Source organism: Eikenella sp. NML120348 (assembly GCF_001648435.1).
Lineage (GTDB): Bacteria > Pseudomonadota > Gammaproteobacteria > Burkholderiales > Neisseriaceae > Eikenella > Eikenella exigua.
Genome location: NZ_LXSP01000002.1, coordinates 321,652 through 341,594, shown reverse-complemented (window position 1 = coordinate 341,594; position 19,943 = coordinate 321,652). Strand labels below are relative to the sequence as shown.

General features: G+C 56.0%; 18 protein-coding genes and 1 pseudogene. 15 read left to right on the top strand and 4 right to left on the bottom strand.

Features of this window, described 5'->3' with window-relative positions:
- Nucleotides 1-49 precede the first annotated feature (49 nt).
- The 6 genes and pseudogenes from A7P99_RS10585 (at nucleotide 50) to A7P99_RS04880 (ending at nucleotide 4,144) form a co-directional block, all read left to right on the top strand.
- On the top strand, nucleotides 50-172 hold the full coding sequence (locus tag A7P99_RS10585; RefSeq protein WP_255361256.1) for a hypothetical protein: 123 nt from the start codon (nucleotides 50-52) through the stop codon (nucleotides 170-172).
- Nucleotides 173-208: 36 nt separating this feature from the next.
- Nucleotides 209-295 (top strand): annotated as a pseudogene (locus A7P99_RS10675) (hypothetical protein); the annotation flags it as partial.
- An 18-nt stretch (nucleotides 296-313) separates the two neighbouring features.
- Nucleotides 314-448, top strand: a complete 135-nt coding sequence (locus A7P99_RS10580; RefSeq protein ID WP_255361255.1) for a hypothetical protein — start codon at nucleotides 314-316, stop codon at nucleotides 446-448.
- Between the two features lie 960 nt (nucleotides 449-1,408).
- Complete coding sequence (gene mtgA / locus A7P99_RS04890; RefSeq protein WP_197476500.1) at nucleotides 1,409-2,173, top strand: monofunctional biosynthetic peptidoglycan transglycosylase; 765 nt, start codon at nucleotides 1,409-1,411, stop codon at nucleotides 2,171-2,173.
- Between the two features lie 260 nt (nucleotides 2,174-2,433).
- On the top strand, nucleotides 2,434-2,877 hold the full coding sequence (locus tag A7P99_RS04885) for a universal stress protein (protein ID WP_067525152.1): 444 nt from the start codon (nucleotides 2,434-2,436) through the stop codon (nucleotides 2,875-2,877).
- A 97-nt stretch (nucleotides 2,878-2,974) separates the two neighbouring features.
- On the top strand, nucleotides 2,975-4,144 hold the full coding sequence (locus A7P99_RS04880) for a PilT/PilU family type 4a pilus ATPase (RefSeq protein ID WP_067527464.1): 1,170 nt from the start codon (nucleotides 2,975-2,977) through the stop codon (nucleotides 4,142-4,144).
- A 158-nt stretch (nucleotides 4,145-4,302) separates the two neighbouring features.
- Here the strand turns inward: A7P99_RS04880 and A7P99_RS10670 are convergent, their stop codons facing one another.
- Complete coding sequence (locus tag A7P99_RS10670) at nucleotides 4,303-4,473, bottom strand: hypothetical protein (protein WP_193563042.1); 171 nt, start codon at nucleotides 4,471-4,473, stop codon at nucleotides 4,303-4,305.
- A 257-nt stretch (nucleotides 4,474-4,730) separates the two neighbouring features.
- On the opposite strand from A7P99_RS10670, the gene pdxH reads away from it, so the two are divergent.
- Entirely contained in the window at nucleotides 4,731-5,363 is a 633-nt protein-coding gene (gene pdxH / locus A7P99_RS04870; protein ID WP_067448689.1) for a pyridoxamine 5'-phosphate oxidase, read from the top strand.
- A gap of 234 nt (nucleotides 5,364-5,597) precedes the next feature.
- On the opposite strand, the gene hrpA is transcribed toward pdxH, so the two are convergent.
- Both hrpA and A7P99_RS04860 read right to left on the bottom strand, forming a co-directional pair.
- On the bottom strand, nucleotides 5,598-9,938 hold the full coding sequence (gene hrpA, locus A7P99_RS04865) for an ATP-dependent RNA helicase HrpA (RefSeq protein WP_082881527.1): 4,341 nt from the start codon (nucleotides 9,936-9,938) through the stop codon (nucleotides 5,598-5,600).
- A gap of 157 nt (nucleotides 9,939-10,095) precedes the next feature.
- On the bottom strand, nucleotides 10,096-10,968 hold the full coding sequence (locus tag A7P99_RS04860; RefSeq protein WP_067448691.1) for a lysophospholipid acyltransferase family protein: 873 nt from the start codon (nucleotides 10,966-10,968) through the stop codon (nucleotides 10,096-10,098).
- 264 nt (nucleotides 10,969-11,232) lie between these two features.
- Between A7P99_RS04860 and A7P99_RS04855 the strand changes: the two genes are divergently transcribed.
- From A7P99_RS04855 to A7P99_RS04820, 8 genes are all read left to right on the top strand, one after another.
- Nucleotides 11,233-12,681 (top strand): aminoacyl-histidine dipeptidase, encoded by a 1,449-nt coding sequence (locus A7P99_RS04855; protein WP_067686688.1) that lies wholly within the window; start codon nucleotides 11,233-11,235, stop codon nucleotides 12,679-12,681.
- Between the two features lie 277 nt (nucleotides 12,682-12,958).
- On the top strand, nucleotides 12,959-14,368 hold the full coding sequence (locus A7P99_RS04850) for an amino acid permease (protein WP_067527458.1): 1,410 nt from the start codon (nucleotides 12,959-12,961) through the stop codon (nucleotides 14,366-14,368).
- 216 nt (nucleotides 14,369-14,584) lie between these two features.
- Nucleotides 14,585-15,007, top strand: a complete 423-nt coding sequence (locus tag A7P99_RS04845; protein ID WP_067448694.1) for a hypothetical protein — start codon at nucleotides 14,585-14,587, stop codon at nucleotides 15,005-15,007.
- Complete coding sequence (locus A7P99_RS04840) at nucleotides 15,000-16,226, top strand: beta-ketoacyl-ACP synthase (protein WP_067686684.1); 1,227 nt, start codon at nucleotides 15,000-15,002, stop codon at nucleotides 16,224-16,226. Before A7P99_RS04845 ends, A7P99_RS04840 begins: the two co-directional genes overlap by 8 nt.
- Nucleotides 16,207-16,710, top strand: coding sequence for a thioester dehydrase (locus tag A7P99_RS04835; protein WP_067686682.1), 504 nt, complete (start codon nucleotides 16,207-16,209; stop codon nucleotides 16,708-16,710). Before A7P99_RS04840 ends, A7P99_RS04835 begins: the two co-directional genes overlap by 20 nt.
- Nucleotides 16,711-17,022: 312 nt before the next feature.
- Nucleotides 17,023-17,571: a hypothetical protein gene (locus A7P99_RS04830; protein WP_153705539.1), complete on the top strand. Its 549-nt coding sequence runs from the start codon at nucleotides 17,023-17,025 to the stop codon at nucleotides 17,569-17,571.
- A 267-nt stretch (nucleotides 17,572-17,838) separates the two neighbouring features.
- Nucleotides 17,839-18,438, top strand: coding sequence for a phosphoribosylglycinamide synthetase (locus A7P99_RS04825; protein ID WP_067448698.1), 600 nt, complete (start codon nucleotides 17,839-17,841; stop codon nucleotides 18,436-18,438).
- Nucleotides 18,439-18,622: 184 nt separating this feature from the next.
- Nucleotides 18,623-19,171, top strand: coding sequence for an OmpA family protein (locus tag A7P99_RS04820; protein WP_067527452.1), 549 nt, complete (start codon nucleotides 18,623-18,625; stop codon nucleotides 19,169-19,171).
- 81 nt (nucleotides 19,172-19,252) lie between these two features.
- Here A7P99_RS04820 and A7P99_RS04815 read toward each other — a convergent pair whose 3' ends face one another.
- Complete coding sequence (locus A7P99_RS04815) at nucleotides 19,253-19,855, bottom strand: PH domain-containing protein (protein ID WP_231866515.1); 603 nt, start codon at nucleotides 19,853-19,855, stop codon at nucleotides 19,253-19,255.
- Nucleotides 19,856-19,943: the final 88 nt, after the last annotated feature.

Sequence of the window (19,943 nt, the reverse complement as noted above, 5' to 3'; positions counted from 1 at the left end):
GTTAAAAAACAACAAATCCCATCGCAAATTACCAGCACATGGCAAAATAATGCTGGCAGGTCATGCCACCATCCAATCTTTATCGGTTTCAGGCGAAACCGGTGATTTCTGTGGCACTTCGTCGACCGGCTTGTCGCATAAATCCGACAAACACCACTTGGATGCATCATGAAACTGCGACAACCGCGCTATTTCCTAGAGATTACCGCTGCAATCTGAATATTCTGGAGGTGGTAGAAATTTTTTCACTTCCCAGCCGGTCATTTCCAAACAAATAAAGCTTTTAGAAGACGAGCTGGGCGAGCAGCTGTTTGTGCAGCACGGCAAGCGCATTGTGGCAGTTACGCTGCTGAGGCAGGCCGTACTAGGGATTGCCGAGCGCATCTTCCTCAAGATGCAGAGCATCCGCAGCATCGGCACTGAACTTGCCGAGCAGGATAGTGGCTAAATGATTGCCTATGCCTTAGGCACGGCATGTATTGCCACCGTTAGTGGCCGAGAGCTTAGCCGATTTCACCATCAATTCGGAGGGGATGCGCGTCATTCCAAGTTGCGTCACATCAGTGCGGGCTTGGAACCGCTGCGTATTGGTACCGCAGGGCACGCGCTAACGGGCAAAGTTGCATCAACCTAGTAAATTTGTCGTCGCACCGCTCATCGGTTACACCGATGCCGAACAGGATGCGGCATTGTAGCAACGCCTTTACCGACAGCAGGTTGGCTTTGCCACAGGTGGCACTTTCCAGCATGAATGCGGGCATGATTAAAACTTATGTGCGCACCGGTTGGGAGCTTCTAGCCGACACCGCCTACGACCTGCAGCGCGATGCCGATTTGGTTTGCCTGCCGGCAGACCATCTATTGTTGTGATGTGGTAGGATGGCTATCTGCGCAATTATGCCTGCGATTTTCATGCAGCTCTACCTACCCGGCCTCACCCACGGACGCATCAAGCAAGCACTATACAAACCGATTTACTTTGATGGTTGGCTGTTTACGTTTTAGCTTCATAGAAACTACGGACGCTTTGACGCTTTCATGCAGCCTGTCAGGCATACTGAAAGGCTACCTGAAAAATCGTTGCTTAGTCTGAAAGAGAAACAGATGACCGAAACCGAAGCTCACTTCATCATCGGCCGGGAAACCTTGGCGGTGAATCAGTTCAGCAAACATAGTCCAAAACTGGGAGAATAGGAGAACCGGTGATTCAACATTCAGCCTTGGGCAAACTAATTGAAAAAGCACGCCGGTAGCGCCCCTTAATTCTTAGAGCCGATTTGAGGCTACCTGAAAACGACGTCTTGGCAAAGCCAAGGCAAAGTTCCTGCGAAGCTAAAACATAAGCTTCACCAAAATTAAAACCGGATTCCTTTATAATTGCCCCGTCCTGCCCAATATTGATTTGCCGATGGATACCCTCTCCCCCGAATTCGTTTCCCCCCCCCAAACCACCCCCACTACGCCACCTGCCAAGAAACGCCCTGGCCTGCTGCGCCGTTGGTTTAAGCGCTTGGTGTGGAGCATCATCCTCTTCCTGCTGGGCTTCCACCTGCTGGTTTTCCTGCTCTTGGCCTATTGGAAAGGCCAGCCCGTGCACACCAGTGCCTTCATGCTGCGCCACAACCTCTCCACCTTTTCCCGCGTGCAACAAACTTGGGTGGACGACAGCCAAATCGCCCGCGTAGTGAAACAAGCCGCCATCGCCAGCGAAGATGCCCAATTCAGCAACCACGACGGCTTCGACTGGAACGGCATCGAACACGCCATGCGCCGCAACCAGCGCAGCGGCACAATCCGCGCCGGCGGCTCCACCATCAGCCAGCAGCTGGCCAAAAACCTATTCCTGTTTGCCGAGCGCTCTTACGTGCGCAAAGCCGAAGAAGCCGTGATTACCGTGATGATGGAAAGCATGTGGAGCAAAGAGCGCATCCTCACCGTGTATCTGAACGTGGCTGAATTCGGCGAAGGCATCTACGGCATCGAAGCCGCCGCCCAGCATTATTACCACAAGCCGGCATCCCGCCTGCGCGCCGGTGAAGCCGCTTCCCTCATTGCCATGCTGCCCAACCCCAAATACTTCCAACAACACCGCAACGACCGCCGCCTGCGCAACAAAACCCGCATCATCCTGCGCCGCAGGGGCAGCGCCGATTTGCCGCCAGACGAAGAGTAGTGGGTATCTATCAATCACAAAGGCTACCTGAAAACCCATTCCGTTTTTCAGGTAGCCTTTAAGCTGTGTAGCACGGCTTGTTGGGATGTTGCCGTGCCAAGCTGCCACAGTTTTCAGGTAGCCTGCCTTGGTAAATAGAGCAGTCGCTGTAAAGTGATGCAATTTGCTTTACAATCCCATCACAGGTAAAGTGATTCGGTCTGCAAAGAATTGGCGGCGGCAATCCTGCCCGGCCGCCAGCAACTAAAAGGAGTGGCAAAATGTATCAACGGATTTTCGTTCCGATAGACGACAGTAAAACCTCTCTCTACGCCCTGGAACAAACCTGCCGGTTGGCCAAGGCAACCGATGCCGTATTGGTGGCCGTGCACGTAGTGGATTTAACCGACCTCAAACGCGAAGCCAGCCGCCTGCCCAATTCCGAAGAGCTGTATGCGGCCGAAATGCAGGTGGCCGACCATGCCGAAGCCATCATGAAGCAGGCCGGCGTGAAATACGAAGTGGACACCCTGGAAAACGACGGCATGCGTATTTCAGACGTGTTGATTAAAGAGGCCGTACGCCAAGAGTGCGACCTCATCGCCATGGGCACCCACGGCTTCTCCGGCCTGCTGCATCTGTTGATGGGCTCCGTGGCCGAAGGCGTGCTGCGCCAAGCCCCCATGCCCGTGCTGCTGTTCCGCCGCCCAGACAGCGAAGCCTAGCTTCAATATATTTTCAGGTAGCCTCCTGCCCGCGCAGAAAGGCTACCTGAAACATCATCTAATACTCCACAACCTTAACCCAAATGGAAAACGTCCTATGGCAATCCCCGCTTACAACGAAGAGATGAAAAAATTCATCCATGGCCTGCTCAACCACCTGGTGCAGAGCAAAGGCTCCGACCTGTTCATCACCGCCGGCTTCCCCCCGGCCATGAAGCTCGACGGCAAGCTCACCCCGATTACCGACAAACCGCTCACCGCCGACCACACTGCCCTCATCGCCCGCGCCCTGATGGACGACAAACAGGCCGAAGAATTCGACAACACCAAAGAATGCAACTTCGCCATCAGCCTGGCCGGCGTGTCCCGCTTCCGCATCAACGCCATGGTGCAGCGCGGTGCCGCTGCCCTTGTTTGCCGCGTGATCACCAGCCAGATTCCCAAGTTCGACAACATGAACCTGCCGCCGATTTTGAAACAAGTAGTGATGGAAAAACGCGGCCTCGTGATTTTCGTGGGCGGCACCGGCTCCGGCAAATCCACCTCCCTGGCCGCCATGATCGACTACCGCAACGAAAACAGCCACGGCCACATCATCACCATCGAAGACCCGATCGAATTCGTGCACCCGCACAAAAACTGCATCATCACCCAGCGCGAAGTGGGCGTGGACACCGAAAACTGGTTTGCCGCCCTCAAAAACACCCTGCGCCAAGCCCCCGACGTCATCCTCATCGGCGAAATCCGCGACCGCGAAACCATGGACTACGCCCTGGCCTTCGCCGAAACCGGCCACCTCTGCATGGCCACCCTGCACGCCAACAACTCCAACCAAGCGCTCGACCGCATCATCAACTTCTTCCCCGAAGAGCGCCGCACCCAGCTGTTGACCGACCTCTCGCTCAACCTCAAAGGCTTCATTTCCCAGCGCCTCGTGCCCAAGCCCGACGGCAAAGGCCGCGTGGCCGCCGTGGAAGTGCTGCTCAACTCCCCGCTGATTGCCGAGCTGATTCTAAACGGCGACATCCACGGCGTGAAAGAAATCATGGCCCGTTCCCGCGACTTGGGCATGCAAACCTTCGACCAGTCCCTGTTCGACCTCTACGAAGCCGGCCACATCGCCTACGAAGACGCCCTGAAAAACGCCGACTCGGTAAACGACCTGCGACTCAATATCCAGCTCAACAGCAAACGCGGCCGCGATAACGAAAAATCCGGCATCGACAGCCTCGCCATCGTCGGCATGGAAGAAGCAGGCGAAGCCTAAGGCAGCAAAGGCTACTTGAAAACAGCAGTTCGAATGCTTGTACCCAACACGTAATCCACAACGAAGTTAAATAAGCAGCCCGGCTGCATAGGAAAAGGCTACCTGAGATTTTCAGGTAGCCTTTTCCTGCTCAACAACCAAGCTTTCAAAAAAGCGCTTTATCTAGAATTTAGCCCATACCCCTGTACCAAGGCTTCGGTTTGGTAGCGATAGAGGTAGGGCTCCAGCGTGCTCCGGGAATCTTGCGGTAGTCGGCCAGCCAGCGGACAATATCGTCCAGCTCGCCTACGCCAATAGAGCTCGGTGCGGTTGCAGGTGGATAAAATCACGGCTTCGTTGGCCGTGCGGCTGCCTACCAGCTCGCAATGCCTCAGACAGCGCGGCAGCAGCAAAAGCCAACCACTCGCGTATGCTCAACGGAGCGGTTTGGTGGTTCAAGCCGATGGCGGTAAGCTGCATGGCGGATTATCCCAAAAACCGAAACTGCGCTATTATAGCCAAACCGCACTGGATGGTGAATAAAATTTTTTAATAACTTCAAGATAGTAATGTTTGTCAGTTAGCAATTTTCAAAAAGGAGAAACAGATGGATTTGCACAATATCCGCGAAGACTACAGCAAACAGGAGCTTTCCAAGGCCGATTGCGCCAATACGCCGCTGCCGCAGTTTGAAAAATGGCTGAACGAGGCCATCCATTCTGCCGCTAAAGAGCCCACCGCCATGAGCGTGGCCACGGTGGACGAAGTCGGCCGGCCCAACAGCCGTATCCTGTTATTGAAAGAGGTAAACGACCGGGGCTTTGTGTTTTTCTCCAACTATCAAAGCCGCAAAGGCCGCGCGCTGGCGGCGCATCCGTTTGCCGCGCTCACCTTTTTCTGGCCGGAGCTGGAGCGGCAGGTGCGTGCCGAAGGGCGGGTGGAAAAACTGGACGCTAAATCTTCAGATGAATACTTCGCCAGCCGCCCCTACACCAGCCGCTTGGGCGCGTGGGCCAGCGAGCAGAGCAGCGTGATTGCCGGTAAAAGCATCATCGTGGCACGCGCAGCGGCTGAAGCCGTGAAACACCCCCTACACGTACCGCGCCCGCCGCACTGGGGCGGTTATCTGCTGATTCCCGACCGGGTGGAATTCTGGCAAGGCCGCCCCAGCCGCCTGCACGACCGTATCCAATATCGGCTGGAAGGCGATAAGTGGATTAAAGAGAGGCTTGCGCCTTAGTTTGGTTGTATAAATAAAGGCTACCTGAAAATGGGTTCACACTTTTCAGGTAACCTTATATTCTGAACTTCCGCCTAAAATTCCTGCGTACGCACTTAATGCAAAATATCAGCATAGCTGGCTTCGTTGATGAGAAAGACGGTGTGACAAGTACGTGCATTCGATTTCGTGCATAGTAACATCGTTATCAACAAAGAAGTTGATTTTTCAGATAGCCTGAAACAAAGCTAAAGCTTAGTTACCTAACCTCTCCCACTCCTTCAACAACCTTTTCACCGACACTGGATACGGTGTCTTCAATTCCTGCGCGAACAGCGACACTCTCAATTCTTCAATCATCCATTTAAACATGGCGAGGTCGTCTGAAACGGGTTGTCCTTGTTTTACCAAACCGTCGGTTTTTTCCTGCCACATTTGTTCCAATTCCTGTATGTCGGCTTCGCGGGCTGCGTCGCGGGCGGGGTTGCCGCTGTATTTTTCGAGGCGCAGGGTCATGGCTTTGAGGTAGATAGGGAGGCGCGGCCATTGTGCCCACGGGGTGCGGGTGGCGAAGCCGGCGGCGAGCAGGGTTTGCAGACGTTGGCGCAGAAGGTGGGTGAGCGGGCGTTTGCCGAGTTTGCCGTTTAGTTCGGCGTAGGCGGCGGCGGTTTCCTGCAAGTAGCGGCTGAGGGCTTCTTTGACGGCGGGCAGGCGGCTGCGGGCGCGTTTGATTTGTTCTTTGAAGGCTTTTTCGTTGCGCGGCAGCTCGTCTTCGCCGATAAAGGCGCGGTCGCAGACGGCTTGGGTGAGGTCGTCGCGCAGGGTGTCGGCGTTGATGTGTTTGAGCAGCATGGCGGCTTGGGTGAAGCCTTGGATGCCTTTGTTCAGGTCTTTAACTTGTTCTTTTAGTTGTAGTTTCATGAGTTCGATCACGCCTGATCTGTGGGCTTGTGCGGCGGCGGCAGATGTGTCGAACAGACGCAGGGCGATGCGGCCGTCTTTTTCTTTTTGCAGGCCGAGGTAGCCGGTGAGCTGTTGTTTGCCGCGGGCGAATTTGATGGATTCGGGCAGGGTGCCGATGTCCCATGCGGTAACGTTGTCGCGCTCGAATTCTTGGGTATTGTCGCGGAAGGTGGTGGCGGCGGCTTTGCCAAGTTGTTGTTGGATTTGGATTAAATCGCGCCCCATGGCTAATTCTTGCCCGCCGTCGTCGATGATGCGGAGATTGAAATAGCAGTGTTCGGGCAGTCTGAATGCGGCCCATTCTTCTTGGTTGATTTGCTCCAGTATGCGGATGTCGCCTGCGGTTTTGGCGATGGCTTGGGCGAGTTGGGGCAGGATGGGGGCGTTGCGGTCGGGGTTTTGGCTTAGAAATTGGGTGATGAATTCGGGCACGGGCACGCAGATGCGGCGGATTTGTTTGGGCAGTGCTTTGATTTTCAACTGGATTTTTTCGCGTATCATGCCGGGTACGAGCCATTCGAGGGCGGCGGGGCTGATGCGGTTGAGTACGGTGAGCGGCAGGGTGAGGGTAACGCCGTCGAGCGGGTGGTGCGGCTCGAAGCGGTAGCTGAGTTTGAATTTGCCGTCTGCGGTTTGCCAGTGTTTGGGGAATTGTTCTTCGGTGATGTGCGCGGCGGCGTGCTGCATGAGGTCGTCGCGGCTGAGGAACAGCAGGCGCGGGTTGTCGCGCTCGGCAGTTTTGAGCCAGGCTTGGAAGGTGCGGGTGTCGGCGAGGGGGAGGGGTTTCAGACGGCCTTTTGGGGGTGCAGGCTGCTTTTTGGGTTTGGGGTCGTCTGAAACGTTTTGTAGGGTGTGTGAACTCGGTTCACGCACGCGGTTGTCCGTATCTTTGGAATCCGCGTGCGTGGCTTGCGCCACACACCCTACGTTGTGCAGGCTGCCTGAAACCGTTGAAACTCCGGCACTCTGTTCCCTCTCATGTGGGAGAGGGTTAGGGAGAGGGCTTGCTGCGGTTGCGGAAAACTCGGTTTGAGCGGCAACTGTTTTTCCCTCTCTCCGATCTTCCCTCGCGTAGGAGGGGGCGGTTTGCTGGGGATTTGTAGGATGCAGGCCGTCTGAAACCGCGTCCGCCGTATAAAAATCGGGCAGCCGTTCGTGATAAAACGCGAACAGGGCTTCATCATCGACCAGTACATCCTGCCGACGCGATTTGTGTTCCAACTCACTAATTTCTTTAATCAGCTTTTTGTTGTGGACAAAAAAGTCCGCTTTCAAATCGCATTCCTGCGCCACCAGCGCGCTGCGGATAAAGATTTCGCGCGCTTCTTTGGGGGCAATTTTACCGTAGGACACGGGGCGGCGCGGCAAGACGGTCAGGCCGTAGAGCGTAACCCGTTCGCTGGCGATGACTTCGCCGCGTTTTTGTTCCCAGTGCGGATCGAAATAGTGGTAGCGGACGAGGTGCGGCGCTTCCTGCTCGATCCATTCGGGCTGGATGGCAGCCACGTCGCGGGCATAAAGTTTCGTCGTTTCAACGAGTTCTGCCGCCATCACCCATTTGGGTTTGGCTTTGAACAGGGCGGAGGCGGGGAAAAGGTGGAAGCGGCTGCCGCGCGCGCCGGTGTAGTCGTTGCCGTCGGGCGATTTCATGCCGACGTTGGCGATGAGGCCGGTGAGCAGGGCGCGGTGGATTTGTTCGTAGCCCGCTTCTTTGGCGGCACGGATTTGGGCGCGGTGTTGTTTCTTATCCAGTTGTTTTTGTTTGAGTTTGGCGGATAGGTCTTGGTCGCCCGCATTTTCAGACGACGTCAGTTGCCTGACTTCGGGAGGTCGTCTGAAAGCGGCTTCCTTGGTGGTCAAACCCATTTCAATCGCGGTTTGGGCAAGCTGGTGATGCAGCTCGCGCCATTCGCGCATCCGCAGGTGCGACAGGAAATATTGGCGGCACCACTGCACCAACTGCTTGTTGGACAAGCCTTTATCACGCTCGCGCTGGAAGCTGTCCCAAATGTTCAGATAGGCAAGGAAATCGGACTGCTTGTCGGTAAAACGCTCGTGTGCCTTGGCGGCGGCATCGCGCGCCTCCAGCGGCCGCTCGCGCGGGTCTTGAATCGACAGCGCGGACGCAATCACCAGTATTTCCGCCATGCAGTCGTGCTTCTTCGCCGCCAACAAAATGCGCGCGATTTTCGGGTCGATGGGCAGACGCGCCATTTGTTCGCCGAGTTTGGTCAGTCCGTTGTGTTCATTAACCGCCCCCAATTCCAACAACACCTGAAAACCATCATTGATATACCGCTGGTCCGGTGCTTCGAGGAATGGGAATGCCGATACGTCGCCGAGTTTCAATGCTGCCATGCGCAGGATGACGGCAGCCAGGTTGCTGCGGACGATTTCGGGGTCGGTGAATTCGGTGCGGCTGTTGAAATCTTCTTCTGAAAACAGTCGGATACACACGCCTGCGGAGACGCGTCCGCAACGGCCGGAGCGTTGGCGGGCGGCGGCTTGGGAGATTTTTTCGACATGAAGCTGCTCCACTTTTGCCCGTGCGGAATAGCGTTTGACGCGCGCGAGGCCGGTGTCGATGACGTATTTGATTCCCGGCACGGTGAGCGAGGTTTCGGCGACGTTGGTTGCCAGTACGATGCGGCGTTTCGCGCCGGTGGGGTGGAAGATTTTGTGCTGTTCGGCGTGCGACAGGCGTGCGAACAGGGGCAGGATTTCGTCGTTGCGGCGCAGCGTGGATTTGCGCAGGGCTTCGGCGGCTTCGCGGATTTCGCGTTCGCCCGGCAGGAACACCAAAATATCGCCTTCGCCATATCGCGCCAATTCGTCCGTCGCATCGACAATTGCGTCGGTTAACTCTACTTCCGCGTCATCTTCGTCTTTGCTGGTCAGCGGGCGGTAGAGGATTTCGACGGGATAGGTACGCCCGCTCACTTCCAAAACAGGCGCACCGTTGAAGTGTTGGGAGAAGCGTTCTGCGTCTATCGTTGCCGAGGTGATGATGACTTTTAAATCAGGGCGGCGCGGCAGGAGCTGTTTCAGGTAGCCCAAGAGGAAGTCGATGTTCAGGCTGCGTTCGTGCGCTTCGTCGATGATAATCGTGTCGTAGGTAGTGAGATAACGGTCGGTCTGGGTTTCCGCCAGCAGGATGCCGTCGGTCATCAGCTTGACGCAGGCATCCCGCGAGGTGTGGTCGGTGAAGCGCACTTTATAGCCCACCACGCTGCCGATTTCCGATTTCAGCTCTTCGGCAATCCGCTCTGCTACGGAGCGCGCGGCCAAACGGCGCGGCTGGGTATGCCCGATTAGCCCTGCCACCCCGCGCCCGAGTTCCAGACAAATCTTGGGCAACTGCGTGGTTTTGCCCGAACCGGTTTCGCCGCAAATAATCGTTACCTGATTTTCGGCAATGGCTTTTTTGATTTCCTCGAGCTTTTCGTGAACGGGCAGGGTGTTGTCGAATTCGGGTTTGGGCAGTTTGGACAGGCGTTGCAGATAGAGGCCGTGCGATTTTTGGTATTTTTCTTCAATTTTGGACAAGCCGCCGTATTTGTTGGGATTTTTGAAGGCGGATTGCAGAAAGTGACGGTCTTTGGAGAGGATCTGGGAGAAATCTTGCTGCGGCATTTGGCTGGAGAAAGTTGAAAGAAAACAAAAGAAGTAATTATAGCAAAAAGCGCTTGGCTATTTGGCGGAAGGCTATGGCAAGAAAGGCTACCTGAAATTTTCAGGTAGCCTCTAATCTATTTATTCTAATAGATATTTTCTCAACTAAAGGCGTGATTTACCCCTGAGGCGGCAGCGGGGCACCGGCAGGATGTTTATAGCGGTTGTAGGCGAAGAGATATTGCTCAGGGAAGCGGCGCACCCAGTTTTCCACATTACGGTTGATGATTTCGGCGTCGTGAACTTTGTCGCCGTTGAAGCTGCCGGCCACAGGCTCGATGTGCAGGGCGAAGCCGCGGTTTTCAGGTAGCCTGATACCGGCGAAAAACAGGGGGCGCACGTTTTTTACTTGCGCGAGACGTCCGGCCAGGGTCATGGTGTAGGCGGGGCGGCCGAAGAAAGGCGCCCATACGCCGTCGCCGTGTTCGTCGGGCACGTGGTCGGGCAAAACGATGGTGGCTTCGCCCTGGCGCAGGGCTTGGATGATTTGCTTCACGCCGTGCAGGTTGGTGGGGGCGGTGCGGCCTTTGTCGCGCACGCGGCCGGCCTGCATGATGTCGTCTAAAATTTTGATTTTCGGCGGCTTATACATGGCGGTGAGCGGGAAGGGCAGGCGGTGGCTGATGTAGCGGCCGGCGAGGTCGTAGTTGCCGATGTGGGGGGTGATGAGCAGCAGGCCTTCGCCGGCATCGAGGGCGGCCTGGATGTGTTCCCAGCCGTGGGTTTCCACGAATAGTGCGGCTACCTGCTCGGGGCTACGGAAAAAGGCCAGCGGCAGCTCGAGCGCGCCTTTGACGGTTTCGCGGAACACGATGCGGACGTGCGCGACATCGTTGGGCAGGCCAGCGGTATGCAGGTGGTTGCGGATACGTTCGCGGTCGGCGCGGGCGAAACAATAAAGCAGGCCGCCGGCGCAGTTGGCAATGAAGTGCAGCACGGAAAGCGGCAGTGCGGCCAGGGTGCGGAAGAGGAGGAAGACGAGGGTGCGCATGCAGATGGCTTGAAGATGGGTTAAGTAGTATTGTAATGGAAAAGGAGACGGACAAGCTAATAGCGGGGAGGCTACCTGAAAAATAAAACAGTTTTTCATTGCGTGGAAACTCATGCTTTTAGGTAGTCTTTTTACTCCACTTGCCTGTCGTGCGATGCAGGTTTAAACTCAAGCCGTTTTTCGCGCCGATGCGTTTGCCAAACGGTATCGGCTCTTGCTCCGGCTACATTTTCAGGTAGCCCCATCATTCCCAAAGGAGACCCCATGAATCCGCTTCATTCTTTGCAGCCGCAGGCTGTTTGGCAGTGGTTTGCCGATATTTGCACCATTCCGCACCCCACTTATCAGGAAGCCGCGCTGGCCGAAATGATTGTTGCCCGTGCCAAGGAAAAAGGCTTGGCGGTGCGGCAAGACGAAAAGGGCAATATTTATATCCGCAAACCAGCACACGGCGCGGGCATGGCCGGTAAGCCTGGCGTAATTTTGCAGGGACATATCGATATGGTGGCACAAAAAACCCCCGATTCGCCGCATAATTTCGCCACCGACCCCATCCGGCCGCAAATTATCGACGGCTGGGTGCACGCCACGCAAACCACGCTGGGTGCGGATAACGGCCTCGGTTCGGCCATGGGCTTGGCCGTGGCTTTTGCCGACGATATCGAGCACCCGCCCTTGGAAGTGTTGCTCACGGTGGAAGAAGAAATCGGCATGGACGGTGCACGCCAAATGCGCGGCGACTTGCTGCAAGGCCGCTATTTGATCAACTTAGACACTGAAGAAACCGGTTGTGTGTATGTGGGCTGTGCCGGCGGGCGCGATGCCGATTTAAGCCTGCCTTTCGCCACCGATGCCGCCGAAGGGCAGCATGTGCGCATTACCGTGTCCGGCTTGCCGGGCGGGCATTCCGGCATCGATATTCACCGCGGCCACGGCAACGCCATCAAGGTATTGGCCGATCTTTTAGCGCGCCTGCCGGAAGAAAGCGGCTGGCGGCTGGCCGCCTTCCACAGCGGTGCGTTGCGTAACGTGATTCCTTCCGAGGCAGAAGCCGAAATCGTGCTGCCTCAGGCATTTGCTGGCGCACTGGCCGAACTGGCCGACACCGTGCGTGCCGAAACACAAAACGAATTGGGCAAATTTGCCGACAAACTGGCGATTCAGATAACCCCGCTCGGCCAGAGCGCGCAGGCCGCCAGTCCTGCCGACAGCCGCCGCATCGTTGATTTGCTCGCTGCCGTTCCCAGCGGCGTGCTCAAATGGAGCGAAGAGTTCGACGGCGTGGTGGACACTTCCAACTGCTTAAGCGTGGTGCACACGAAAGACGGTAAATTTACTGCTTCCATGCTGCTGCGTTCACTGCGCGAACGGCCGAAAGACGACTTCTGCCGTCTGCTCGGCTCAATCGCACGCCTCTCCGGTGCCACACTGCACACCGAGCAGGATTACACCGGCTGGGAGCCGCATATGTCGTCTGTATTGCTGCAGAAAACCATCGAATCCTTCGCCGCCATACGCGGGCAGCAGCCGCAAATCGAAGTGGTACATGCCGGCCTGGAATGTGGCCTGATGCAGAAACACCTGCCACACGCTGAAATGATTTCTTTTGGCCCCACCATCAAAGGCGCTCACTCGCCCAAAGAACGGGTGCAGATTGATACCGTGGAAGAGTGCTGGCGCATTTTGCTGGATTTGCTCAAACGGATTGCTTAACGAATTAAGCTAAGCATTGAAAATCCCTGCCGACCAGTGATTCTGGTCGGCATTTTTCATGCGAAATTATATTTTCCAGGGGAAATGCATGCCAAAAACGGGTTGGAAAGGGTTTTTAAACAGCGATAATTTAATATTATCTATAAAAATCAGTTGTATATGTGCTATTGGCTGAGTTATATTCCGACTCGGGCTGCCACAATGCTGCGGCGGCCGATTAAGTTAGAGCGGATTAAGTTCAGACTTCATCCGTGATAGGAAGTACAAAGGAATACCCGTGAGCACCAACCAAGAAACCCCGCATAGCCTGCAACGCAACCTGAAAAACCGCCACCTGCAACTCATCGCCATCGGCGGCGCCATCGGCACCGGCCTGTTTATGGGCTCGGGTAAAACCATCCATTTGGCCGGCCCTTCCGTTATCCTCACTTACATCATCATCGGCACTTTCCTGTTTTTCATCATGCGCGCCATGGGCGAGCTGCTGCTTTCCAACCTCGAATACAAATCCTTCACTGACTTCACCCACGACTTGCTCGGCCCGGCCGCCGGTTTTTTTGTGGGCTGGACCTATTGGTTCTGCTGGGTGGTGATCGGCATGGCCGATATCATCGCCATCACCGGCTACACCCAATTCTGGTGGCCGGATGTGCCGCTGTGGCTGCCCGGGCTTTTGTGTATCATCCTCATGGCTGGCATGAATTTGCTCACCGTAAAACTCTTTGGCGAAATGGAATTTTGGTTTGCCTTGGTAAAAATCGTGGCCATTGTTACCCTGATTGCCGTGGGCTGCTTTTTGGTAGCCAGCGGCTTTGTTGATCCCACTTCCGGCGAAAAAGCTTCGCTCAGCCACTTCTGGAATCATGGCGGTCTCTTCCCCAACGGCATCGGCGGCTTCTTCTCCGCCTTCCAGATTGCCGTGTTCGCCTTTGTGGGCATTGAGTTGGTGGGCACGGCTGCCGCCGAAACCAAAGACCCGGAAATCAACCTGCCCAAAGCCATCAACCGCATCCCCGTGCGCGTGATTATTTTCTACGTGCTGGCCTTGAGCGTGATTATGGTGGTAACGCCCTGGGACGAAATCGACCCCGCTAAGAGCCCGTTCGTGAATATGTTCACCCTTATCGGCATTCCGATTGCCGCCGGGCTGGTCAACCTCGTGGTGCTCACGTCCGCCCTTTCTTCCGCTAACGGCGGCATGTTCTCCACCGGCCGCATGCTCTACGGCCTCTCTGAAGCCGGCGTGGCTCCACGTATGTTCAGCCGCCTCAACCGCAACGGCGTGCCTGCCACCGGCCTGCTTTATTCCTGTCTCTACCTGATTGTGGCCGTATTTCTGCTGTATCAGGAGGGTGACATCATGGCTATGTTCACCGTGGTAACCACCCTCTCCAGCATCGGCTTCATTTTCGTGTGGGCGATTATCCTGCTAGCCTACCTCAAATATCGTAAAACCCGCCCGCATCTGCACGAAAAATCCATCTACAAACTGCCCGGCGGCACCGCCATAGTGTGGGTGTGCCTCGCCTTCCTCGCCTTCGTGCTGGTGCTGTTCTCGCGCGATGCCGACACCCGGCTGGGGCTGATGTGCATGCCCATCTGGTTTGCCGCCTGCACCGTGTTGTATTGGGTACTGTATGCGCGCAAACACAGCCGTGCCCCAACCCCACAGCAGTCGCAGCAATAGCAGTGGAGGAAATCAAGGCTACCTGAAAAGTGATTCATACCTTTCAGGTAGCCTTCCATATTTCAGGTAGCCTCATGTGCCTGCGCCTTATAGCTGGCCGATTTCATTTGAGGCTACCTGAAACCCTATAAACAAGACGCTCATCCCCGACAATCCACTCCCGCCCCGCTTCGTCTATAATCCCACCCCATTCCCATTCCGCAAAGGCTACCTGAAATGACCTTCCCCAAGCCCCTCATCCTCATCATTGCCGCGCTGCTGCTTGCCGCCTGCGGTGCCACTTTCGCGCCGCAGGATTTGCCGCATTTGGCGGCGGGCGAGAGCCGCCGTTTCAAGCTGGAGCGGCTGGATGAAACCGGCGCGGCGGAGCAGGTGTCGCTGTTGGTGGTGCAGGGCGAGGCGGGCGGGCAGTCGCGCTGGATTCAAACCGACGCGTTCGGTGCACCGCTAGCGCGGTTGCTGGCCACGCAGAGCGGCTGGCGGCGCGACGGTTTTGTGCCGCCGAACCATGCCGCGCAGGCGGTGTTCACGGCGATGTTCCCGCTATTGGAAAACGGTTTTTCAGACGGCCGGCCGCGCGAGTTGGAGGGCGGCGGGGCGAAATGGCGGCTGACACCTTTGGGAGAGAGCGATGAATAAGGCACGGGCATACCTCGGCCGGCCGGGTTTGGTGTCGGCTTTGGGCAGCGGTTTGGCGGAGCATTTGGATGGTTTGCTGAGGCCGTCTGAAAACAGCCCGCTCACGTTTTCCACTGAATGGGTGAAGGGCAAAAACCGTGCTTTCGGCGCAGTAAACCGCCCGTTGCGCCCGTTCCCCGACCATCTGCCCGCCGAACACCGCAGCCGCAACAATCAATTGCTGTGGGACGCTTTGGCTCAAATCGAGCCGCAGATTCAGGCAGCCCTAAGCCGCTACGGCGCGGACAGAATCGGCGTGGTCATCGGCACATCGGTGGGCGGTGCGGATGAAAATATCCCGCTGTTCCAACACGTTGCCAACGGCGGCGGCTGGGCGGACATTCCGTTCAAACAGCAGGCGCAACTGCTTTCCTCGCCCGCCGATTTTGCCGCGGCGGCGTACGGCCTGCGGGGCGCGTGTTACGGCGTGTCCACCGCCTGCACGTCCGGCGCGCGGGCGCTCATCAGCGCGGCGCGGTTGTTGCGATTGGGCGTGTGCGATGCCGTGTTGTGCGGCGGCGTGGACACGCTCTCGCCGCTCACCATCAACGGTTTCGCCTCGCTGGAAGTGCTGTCCGACGGCATTGCCAACCCGTTTTCGCGCAACCGCAACGGTATCAATATCGGCGAAGCCGCCGCCGTGTTCGTGATGACCCGCGAAGACGACGGCGACGTCCTGCCGCTCTTGGGCTACGGCGCCAGCAGCGACGCGCACCATATGTCTTCCCCCCGCCCCGACGGCCTCGGCGCGGCGCAGGCTTTTCAGGTAGCCTTAAACCACGCGGGTTTACCGCCCGAAAGCATCGGCTGGATTAATCTGCACGGCACCGGCACGCTGCTCAACGACGGCATGGAAAGCCGCGCCGTAGCCGAAGTGTTCGGCAGCCAAACCGCCGCCACTTCCACCAAACCACTCACCGGCCACACCCTCGGCGCGGCCGGCGCGCTCGAAGCCGCCTTCGTATGGGGCATCGCCAGCCGCCGCGACAACCCGGAAGGCAGCCTGCCGCCCCAACTGTGGGACGGCCAGGCCGACCCCGAACTGCCCTCAATCGCGCTCACCGTTTCAGGCAGCCGGTGGCCGCAAGGGCGGCGCATCGGCGCGAGTTCATCGTTTGCCTTCGGCGGCAACAACAGCGTCCTCATCATCGGAGAAGATCATGCCCCAATGTCCGATTAAACAACCCGCCGCCCTCCTGCCGCACAGCGGCCGCATGGTGCTGCTGGACGAAGTTCTATCCTACGACAACAACAACCTGCACGCCGTCTGCACCATCCGGCCCGACTGCATCCTGCTCCCCGACGGCGCAAACGCCCTGCCCGGCTGGCTCGGCCTCGAAATCATGGCGCAAGGCGTGGGCGCATGGGCAGGCGCGCACGCGCTGGACGCCGGCCGCCCCGTGCAGCTCGGCTTCCTGCTCGGCACCCGCAAACTCCACTTCGCCCGCCCCGAACCCCCCGTCGGCACTGTGCTCGACGTGCAAATCACCCTGTCCTGGCAAGACAACGCCACCAACATGGGCGTGTTCGACTGCGCCCTCTCCTGCCGCACCCCGCCCCCCGGCTGCGACGACCTCACCCCCGGCACGCTGCTCCTCTCCGGCGCGCTCAACGTATTCAGCCCCACCAACCGCGAAGCTTTGGACGCGATTTTGGGCAGATAAGTTTCAGGTAGCCTTGAGGCCGTCTGAAAGGCTACCTGAAAACATGGTTTGCTACGAAGCTGCAACATGAATAAAGCAAAGCGGGCTTGAAGCCCGCTGCTGGCACTGCCGAATCCCGTTTTCAGACGGCCTCAAAACTCTCCCAGGCTACCTGAACCCATACTTGCCAACATGCCTACTCCACCCCCGAATCGGAGCGCGCCCATGGAAACGTATTTCCACAATAAAAACATCAACCTCATCGAAGTTTAGCCCGCATTTATCCGCACCGCCATGCGGCAGGCCAAGCGTTACCGTTGCGGCATTCGGATCTTGAGCCGACCGACGGTTGCCATCAACCCGACACCCGCACCGAAACACGCCGTGGTGGATTTTGCCAATTTGGCCGCCTATCCCGAACTGCCGTATCTCCAAATCGAACACGATCTTGAGTCGCCCGAATTCATCAATACAGATGCCCTATACCGCTTCGAGCAATTGGAAACCCTGGTAATCGGACAGCCAATCGACATCGACCTCTCCCAACTGCCCGCGCTCAAAGATTTAAGGATGGACTACAACAAAAAAATCCGAAATATCGGGCAATGCACCCGCTTGGAGCGTTTATACCTATGGTCTTACAAAGGCAAAGACTTAACTGAATTCCAAAACCTGACACGGCTGAAAGATTTATTGCTGGTTCGCCCCTCCGTGTGCACATTAAACGGCATCGAAAACCTAACCGCCTTGGAAACAATCGACATCAGCTATGCCCGTAGCCTGAACGATGTATCTGCCCTGCATCGGCTGCAAGAAAAATACCAAGTCAAAAATATCGCGCTGCCCGAGAAATTCCATGACGAGGAGTTTTGGCAGCAATAGAAAGTAAAAAACGGCGGTATAGTGGATGTGGATGCCTGGGTTTTAGACGGCCTCAAGCCCGAAAAAGGCCGTCTGAAAGAAAATTCCAACAAAATTAAAATGAAATTTCAGCACAGCCCAATAAGGGCAAAATCTTTATCTATATGGGAACTCAAAAGTCCACACTAGAGACAGTTTGCTTGAATTTCATTGGGATTTTTGGTATACACGAAACGCAGTCCTATCATATTTTTACTGCAGTATCCAACCTTAAGTGAGGTATCCAAAATGCGTGTTTCTCAAAGTGCCCTTGTCGTTTTATCTGCTTTGGCCCTGCTGACTGCCTGCCAGAAAGAACCTGAGCCAACTCCGCCTCCTCAAGCGCAGGAGCAAGCCCCCAACCCTAATCCCGCTCCGCCTGCTCCTACTCCCACACCAGCATCTAACCCCAGCCTGATTCGCGAACCGGCCGCCCCGCAGCAACAGCAGGATCCTGCTGCACAGGCCATCCAGTCCAAACCGTTTGGTGAAGGCACGCTAGCTTTAACCAAAGTTAAAGTGGTCGGCCAGATTCTGAACGTGGAATTTATGTATATCCCGCCTAAAAATGAAAATGGCAGCTATAAATTTACTAATGAGCACTCCGGCAAAATCACCGATTTTGCCTACGTTGATGAATCTACTAGCAAACGCATCAGCCTGCTGCAAGATGAAAGCGGCAAATACATGACTGACCCTGCCACCGGCGTGAGCAATACAATAGGACTCACGGGCAATTCACCCAAAATCGTCGCGCTCAAATTCCCCGCCCCGCCCGAAACATCGCCCACCATCACCATCGATTTCCCGGGGGCCGGTTCGTTTGATTCGGTGCCGGTGAGCCGCTAATTTCCCACTTGGCAAAGTGCAGGCTGCTTTGCGCAGCCTGTACGCTGCCCCAATTAGAGGTGACTTTATGAAAAATTTGCGTTTACTTGCTTGTATTACAGCACTTGCCACCCTGTGTGCTTGTGGACAAGACCCCAAACCTGCTGAGCCACAAGCGCAGGCTTCTGCCGCCAGCACAACTGTCATGCCCCAAACCGCATCTGATGCATCCAATGCCTCGGCACCTGCTGCCGAGCAGGCATCCGCTGTTGCATCAGCATCGTCTACCCTTTCCGCACAGGGCAACAGCCTTTCTTCCCAAGGCAGCAACCTGTCAGCACAAGGCAGCGGTTTGAGCGCTACCGAAACAGGGTTTAATATTGAAATCAATTTGTCATCAGATGTGCTGTTTGATTTCGACAAAGCCGAACTCAAACCTGAAGCCGATGCCGATCTGCAAAAAGCTGCCGACATCATTCGTCAAAAAGGCCAAGGGGTGATTCTGATTACCGGCCATACCGACAGCAAAGGCTCCGATGCTTACAACCAACGCTTGTCTTTAGCTCGTGCACAGGCAGTAAAAAACTGGTTTGAAGCAAAAGGCTTGCAACAGAATTATCAGCTTGAAGGCCTCGGCGCCACACACCCCATTGCGCCCAACACCCATCCAGACGGCAGCGACAACCCGGAAGGCCGTGCCCAAAACCGTCGTGTGGAGATTATTGTGAATAAAACCACGCAATTAGGGAATTAAGTTCCCCCCTGCTTTAAGCAATAAGAGGCCGTCTGAAAACAGCAAAATCTGTTTCAGACGGCCTTTTTGCAGCCTGCATTATTAAGGCTTATATCGGGTGTGGTAGCCTGGGTTTTCTTCGGGGCGCAATTGGTTGGGGAATTGACGGTCTGTGGTGATGTCCACAGCAGTTTGCTGAATTAGCTTATAAACTTCGTAGGGATTTTCCACATAACGCAAGGCATTTCTGGCACCAAAGCGGATGGTGCCCCGTTTGAACATGGCTTCCAACACGCCTACATACACCCGCAAATTCTGCACTTCAGGCAGCTCGGCACTGGCAATATCCAGCCCGATCAGCCCGGAAGTGAAATACAGGCGTTTATCGGTGAGCGCATAATCGATGCGGTACCAATTGAAAAAACGGTAAACCGGCGAAAAAATTGCGTACCACACCGGAGCCAGATGAAAAAGTATAAAAAAATTCACATGCGGGAACAAACCGTGCGATGCGGCATTAAATTTGCCTATAAAAAACAAGTCGAACAAGCCCCAGCACAGGGCGAACGGATAAATCAGCGGATTGCCCAATACGTATAAAAAAACGGTGCGGCTTGCCCTGCCATAAGATGTTTTCGTTCGGGTCGGTGAAGCGTTGAAGCATATTCCCTCCTGACGGGTAATGAAGCATGGGTATTGTATCATTCAATCAATACATTCAATTTCATACTATCTCACATTGCCTCACCAAAACTTCCGCCCGCATACAGAGGCCACCCCTCATTTAATCTCA